This is a genomic window from Nocardioides sp. P5_C9_2, assembly GCF_054049555.1.
Genome location: NZ_JBFUMD010000362.1, coordinates 1 through 4086, shown reverse-complemented (window position 1 = coordinate 4086; position 4086 = coordinate 1). Strand labels below are relative to the sequence as shown.

At 71.3% G+C, this 4086-nt stretch carries 4 protein-coding genes; 1 reads left to right on the top strand and 3 read right to left on the bottom strand.

All coding sequences use genetic code 11. The features are described 5' to 3' along the window. From ACXJKL_RS16055 to ACXJKL_RS16045, 3 genes are all read right to left on the bottom strand, one after another. Window positions 1-963 (bottom strand): sugar nucleotide-binding protein (locus ACXJKL_RS16055; protein ID WP_457208030.1); only part of this gene is annotated, 963 nt, incomplete at its 3' end. Then, window positions 963-1961: a dTDP-glucose 4,6-dehydratase gene (gene rfbB, locus ACXJKL_RS16050; protein WP_457208029.1), complete on the bottom strand. Its 999-nt coding sequence runs from the start codon at window positions 1959-1961 to the stop codon at window positions 963-965. The genes rfbB and ACXJKL_RS16055, both read right to left, overlap by 1 nt. Window positions 1962-1971: 10 nt before the next feature. Beyond that, complete coding sequence (locus tag ACXJKL_RS16045; RefSeq protein WP_457208028.1) at window positions 1972-3843, bottom strand: DUF4012 domain-containing protein; 1872 nt, start codon at window positions 3841-3843, stop codon at window positions 1972-1974. Between the two features lie 63 nt (window positions 3844-3906). Here ACXJKL_RS16045 and ACXJKL_RS16040 point away from each other — a divergent pair. Further along, the coding region (locus ACXJKL_RS16040) for a sugar phosphate nucleotidyltransferase (protein ID WP_457208027.1) at window positions 3907-4086 on the top strand (180 nt) is incomplete at its 3' end.

Genomic DNA, 4086 nt, shown 5'->3' with positions numbered 1-4086 from the left:
GTAGTGACGCGGCGCCTGGCCGACGGCGATGTCGCCGGCGGCCTTGGTCTGCGCGTACACGCCCAGGGGGGACAGCGGCTCGTCCTCCACGTGCTCCTCGACGGTGCCGTCGAAGACGTACTCCGAGGAGTAGTGCACGAGCGTGAAGCCGTGCTCGCGCGCGAGTTTGGCCAGCGTCGCGGGCGCGGTGGCGTTGGCGGCCCAGGCGGCCCGCCGGCCCTCGGGGGTCTCGGCGACGTCGACGGCGGTGTAGGCAGCGGCATTGAGGACCACGGCGTACTCGTGCCAGGGCCAGGCGGCGACGGCGTCGGCGTCGGTGACGTCGAGGGTGGCGCGGGTGACGCCGTCCGCGCCGGGGAGCGCCGCGACCAGCGCCTGTCCGAGCTGGCCGCCGGCGCCGACCACGAGGGTTCGCTTCGGTGCCATCGGCGTGACGTCACCCAGGCGCGGGTTGCCGTGGTCCTTGTCGGAGATCTCCGCCTCGTCGAGCGGGATGGGCCACGGGATGGCGGCCGTCTCGTCGCCGAGGTGCAGGGCGGGGTAGGCCACGCCCGGGCGCCAGTGGTCGTTGACGAGGTAGGTGTAGGCAGTGCCGTCCTCGAGCGCCTGGTAGCTGTTGCCGACGCCGCGCGGGACGAAGACCGCGACGGAGGGGTCGACCTCGAGGTGGAACGTCGTCCCGAAGCTCTCGCCCTCGCGCATGTCCACCCAGGCCCCGAAGATCCGGCCGGTGGCCAGGGAGACGAACTTGTCCCACGGCTCGGTGTGGATCCCGCGGGTGGCCCCGCGCGAGGCGTTGAAGGAGATGTTGTTCTGGACGGGGCCGAAGTCCGGCAGCCCGAGGGCCACCATCTTCTCGCGCTGCCAGTTCTCCTTGAACCAGCCGCGGGCGTCGCCGTGCAGCGGCATCCGGACGACGAGCAGCCCCGGGATGGGGGTGCGCTCGACGGTGAGGTCCGCCATCACTGGCCCTTCGCGGCGTAGGCGGCCTCGACGGCCTCCTTGGCCGGACGCCACCAGTCCTGGTGCGTCTGGTACCACTCGATGGTGTTGGCCAGCCCGGACTCGAAGTCCTGGAACTGCGGCTGCCAGCCGAGCTCCTGGCGCAGTTTGCCCGACTCGATGGCGTAGCGCAGGTCGTGGCCGGCGCGGTCGTTGACGTGGTCGAAGGCGTCGGCGGGCTGGCCCATCAGGGTCAGGATCAACCGGACGACCTCGAGGTTGTTCTTCTCCCCGTCGGCGCCGATGAGGTAGGTCTCGCCGATCTCGCCCTTGTTGAGGATCGTCCACACGGCCGAGGAGTGGTCATCGGCGTGGATCCAGTCGCGGACGTTCTCGCCCGAGCCGTAGAGCTTGGGGCGGATGCCGTCGATCACGTTGGTGATCTGGCGGGGGATGAACTTCTCGATGTGCTGCCAGGGGCCGTAGTTGTTGGAGCAGTTGGACACGGTCGCCCGCACGCCGAAGCTGCGGACCCAGGCGCGGACCAGGTGGTCGGAGCCGGCCTTGGACGCCGAGTAGGGCGACGACGGGTTGTAGGGGGTGTCCTCGGTGAAGCGCTTGGGGTCGTCGAGGTCGAGGTCGCCGTAGACCTCGTCGGTGGAGACGTGGTGCAGGCGCTTGTCGTGCTTGCGGACCGCCTCGAGGATCGTGAACGTGCCCAGGATGTTGGTCCGGATGAAGGGGCTCGGGTCGTGCAGCGAGTTGTCGTTGTGCGACTCCGCGGCGTAGTGCACGACCGCGTCGTGCTCGGCGACCAGCGGGTCGACGACGTCGGGCTCGGCGATGTCGCCGACCTCCAGACGGACCCGGTCCTCGGGCAGCCCGGCGAGCGCCTCCTTGCTGGCGGCGTACGTCATCTTGTCGAGCACGGTCACCCGCACGTCGGTGTGCTCCATCAGGTGGTGCACGAAGTTGGAGCCGATGAAGCCGGCGCCTCCGGTCACGAGAAGTCGATCCATGCGGCGGAGTCTAGGAGACGGCGTCGGTCCGACGTGCGACCAGTGCGAGACGAGGTGAGTCGTCGAGCCCCGCGGAGGCCCAGGTCGCGGTGCCGGGACCGGTGCTGTGCCAGCCCTCGGGCAGGTCGTCGGGGGTGAACCCGGCCGGGAGATGCACCCGCACCGACACGGCCTGCGAACGCACCATCCCCTGGGGGTCGAGGTCGAGGCGGTAGGTGAGCGTGTCGCCGTCGCGGACGGCCGCCGCGGGGACGTCGTACGCGAGGCGCACGGTGCGCCGCGCCTGCGGGGCCAGCTCGATGGTGTGCCGGACGAACGGGCGCCCGAAGTAGTCGCCGACTGTGAAGTCGATCGGCACTTCGTCCACCGTCACCGCGCCGACCTCGGAGCGGCGAGGGAGGAAGGAGCCGACCGACAGGTGCGCCCAGCGGGTGAAGTAGCCCTGCTGAGGGTCGGTGCCCGGACCTGCGTACGGCGCGGAGTCGTTGTGGATCTCCACCTCCAGCGCCACCCGGGCGCTGCCGTCGGGTCGGAGTCGCACGTCCGAGCGGACGGTCCGCGACTGCCAGTAGTCGGTCTTGCTGGGCACGGCGTTCTGCGTGAAGACACCGAGGTAGTCGTTCTTGGTGCGGGACAGGTCGCCGCTGATCGCGAGGTCGTGCAGCGTGTCCTGGACCGCGTCGTCGCGGAAGTAGACCGCGAAGTGACGGCCCGCGGCGGCGTCGGCCAGGACGCGCACCTTGTCGGGGAGCTGGCCGGTGCCGAGGAGACGCTCGACGAAGAGCGGGACCAGGGCGCGGTTGGCGGCCTTGCGCTGGGAGATGCCCTGCACGGCGTAGTCGTCGTAGCTGCCCACCAGGGTCTCGACCAGGTTGGAGCTGTCGACCCGGCCGTAGCCGGGCACGTCCATCGGCCCGGTGATCTCGGCCAGGCGGGCCAGGGCGACGACGTCGACGGCCACCAGCCCGGACATGTTGCGACCGCGCAGGCTGCGCCACGCGTTGAGGGTCTCCTCGCCGGCGACCGGCCACGACGGCGCCATCCCGCCGAGAGCCACCCGGATCGGGCCGCGGTGGAAGGGGTTGCCCTGCACCTTGCGCCAGTAGCGCGGCCGGAACATGGCCCGGTTGGCGTCGGTGTCGACGGTCCTGCCGATCGTCACCCGTCCGTCGGAGACGGTGACCGGCGCGTAGGAGAGGGCGGTGCCGCCGGAGTAGAGCATCTCGGCGGGGTTGAGGATCGCTAGCAGGTACTTCCGCTCGCCGTCGGCGCCGAGGATGTCCGGCAGCCGGCGCATGAGGGGCATCAGGCCGCCGAGGTCGTCGAGCAGCGGGTCCACCTGCGCCAGGGCCTGGTCGCGTGCGTCGCCGAGCCGACCCCCGGCCGGACCGGTGCCGTCGATCGCGGACAGGCTCTCTCGGGCGTCGGTGAGCTCGCCCTCGGCGTCGTCCGCGGTGTCCACGAGTCGTTCGAGGGTCGGGATGTCGACGTTGCCGCCCGCAAAGAAGGTCGCCTCGTCCCCGGTGATCTCGGGGTAGGCCTCCGCTCCCAGCTCGGCGACCGACACGACCGACTCGAGGGCGTCGCCGAGGTGCCGCGCGTCGCGCACGCTGGTGCCCACGACCGGCAGCCACTGCCCGACCAGTCCGGCGGGGCCCTGGACCCCCAGCTGGACGATGTCGGTGTGGTCGCGGGCCCGGTCCACGGCGGCGGTCGCGGCGGCGGTGTCGCCGGACTTCAGCTCCGCCTGGGCGGACTCCAGGTCGTGGCGCGCGTCGTCGGCGGCGCCCGGCACGCGGGCCACCGAGACACCCAGCGCCGCGAATCCGAGGACCGCGGCCACGACGACGAGCGGCTTGCGGAGGGTCGACAGCGCAGGCACCCGCGCATCCTCTCAGGGGCACGGTCACTTCGAGGACTCGGCGAGTCCCCTAGGGTGACGCCCATGCGCGGAATCATTCTGGCCGGCGGCACCGGGTCACGCCTGCACCCGATCACCCTGGGCATCAGCAAGCAGCTCGTCCCGGTCTACGACAAGCCGATGATCTACTACCCGCTCACCACCCTGATGCTGGCGGGCATCACCGACGTCCTCATCATCACGACGCCGCACGAGGCCGAGGGC